Consider the following 2,220-nt stretch of genomic DNA (forward strand, 5'->3'; position numbering starts at 1 on the left):
ATGGGGAGTGGAATTTACTTTTTCATTTCAGTATCTTAAGAAATTTCCCCATAAAACCTTTACTGTTCCCCATATTTCTGTTATAATAAGACACTGTTGAAAACTTCAATAATTTGACGCGTTAAAGGAGAAATTACAATGTCTGAAGATAATCAAAAAAACCGTCTTCCCCTGTCTACTGATGAGACAACAGCAGCCGGGGAAACTGCCAGACGCCTGCTGGAGGAGAAGGATGCCGACGCGAGGACGCGTTCTTACAACGGTTTTTTCGGGATATTATTAACGGTTCTGCTTACATTTTGGGCGGTATTCCAAATCTATGTAAATACGATAGGCGTCATGAGTTCCATGGATCTTCGCATGTGGCACTGCATGTTCCTTCTGGTATTTACGTTCCTGCTGTATCCCACGATGAAAAAAGAGAAGAAGGTGAGAAATGCCCCGCCGGTTTGGGACGTGCTTCTGATTGCTCTGGCTATAGGGGCCTTTGGCTACATGCTGCTTAATTATTCCCGGATTGCCCAGTCGGGCGGTTATCTGACGAAACGGGAAATTGTGATAGCCGCGCTGGCAATGCTTGTCGTGTTTGAAGCAGCCAGGCGGGCCTGTCCGAGCCTTGCGGTGCTGGGACTTATCTTTCTGGCATATAATTTTTTCGGAAAATATATACCGGGACCATTGGGGCACACGGGTTTTTCGATGAAACGTGTCCTGAGCCATATGGTCTGGGGCAGCCAGGGGATCTTCGGCGTCGGGATTGGCGTAAGTGCGACCTACATATTCCTGTTTGTATTGTTCGGATCATTTTTAAAATACAGTGGATTCAGCAAATTTATTAATGATTTGTCCCTGACTCTGGTAGGCCGTTCTCCCGGAGGGCCGGCAAAGGTAGCCGTACTCGCAAGCGCCCTTTTGGGAATGATTAACGGAAGCGCTATTGCAAATGTGGCGACGACCGGAACAATCACGATTCCTCTGATGAAGAAGACCGGCTACAGGAAGGAGTTTGCGGCGGCGGTCGAGGCGGTTGCCTCTACGGGAGGACAGTTTGCGCCTCCTATCATGGGAGCAGTCGGATTTGTCATGGCGGAGTTCCTGGGGATCAGCTACAGCAAGGTAATGATAGCAGCCTGTATCCCTGCATTCCTATATTATATGGGTCTGCTGCTGGCCGTCCACTTTGAGGCAAAACGTCTGGGACTAAAGGGGCTGGCTCCGGAAAACATTCCGAATGCCGTGGAAGTACTCAAAAACCAGGGGCATCTTGTAATTCCTCTGGTAGTCCTGATTGGAATGATTGTACTGGGGTATACACCTCTCTATGCTGCGGTGTTCTCCATATTTGCCACTATACTGGCCTCCTGGCTCCGCAAGGAAACGAGGATGAGCTTTAAGGATATCGTGGATGCAGCGGTGGAGGGCTCCAGAGGCGCTGTCAGTGTCGGAGTATCCTGTGTGGTGATCGGAGTGATAATCGGTACGGTTTCCCTGACCGGCCTGGGACTTACGATAGGATATCTGATTCTCGAAGTGGTCGGTGAAAACCAGCTCTACCTGGGCGGCCTCATGGTTATGATCATGAGCATCATCCTGGGGATGGGTGTGCCGGGTGTGGCTGCCTATGTAATCGTGGTGGCAGTGGCGATTCCGGTCCTGATAGAGATTGGGGCAGTGCCCATTGCGGCTCATATGTTCTGTCTGATATATGCCTGCCTGTCCAATATTACTCCGCCGGTGGCGATGAGTTCCTACGTGGCGGCCGGCATAGCGGATTCCAATCAGACGAAGACCTCCCTGCTTGCGGTCAAGCTTGGGCTGACCGGATTTATCCTGCCATTCTTTTTCCTGGGAAATCCGGTACTTCTGATTGGCGTGACGGATGCAACCGTCCTGACGACGGTTCAGGCGACGCTGACAGCCTGCCTGGGTGTTGTGGCTCTGGCCTCCGGCCTCCAGGGAATGCTGTTTTGCAGATGCGGCTGGGCTGAAAGAGCGGTGCTACTGGTAGTGGCATTCCTGAGTATTGACCCGAATATGGTGACAGATGTGATTGGAATCGGCCTTTTTGCCGGAGTTTTCATTTATCAGAGAATAAAGGTAAAGAAGGGCGGGGAAGAGGCGCCTGCGGTAAAGGCGCAGTAGCTCCACAATATATAATCTAAGCATTTTAAACACATTTAATAAATGATAGTGTCAAGTGATGTATGAAAAAACTGAGCC

Annotated in this window: 1 protein-coding gene; it reads left to right on the forward strand. The window is 50.1% G+C overall.

The features are described 5' to 3' along the window. Positions 1-138 precede the first annotated feature (138 nt). A complete protein-coding gene (locus tag CLOSYM_RS19960) occupies positions 139-2,142 on the forward strand; it encodes a TRAP transporter permease (RefSeq protein ID WP_021643552.1) in 2,004 nt (667 codons plus the stop codon). The last annotated feature ends 78 nt before the right edge of the window (positions 2,143-2,220 follow it).

This window comes from [Clostridium] symbiosum ATCC 14940 (genome assembly GCF_000466485.1).
Lineage (GTDB): Bacteria > Bacillota > Clostridia > Lachnospirales > Lachnospiraceae > Otoolea > Otoolea symbiosa.

What these genes read in the sequence shown, in the direction of transcription:
- CLOSYM_RS19960 (WP_021643552.1), top strand. Translation starts at nt 139, where the DNA reads ATGTCTGAAGATAATCAAAAAAACCGTCTTCCCCTGTCTACTGATGAG.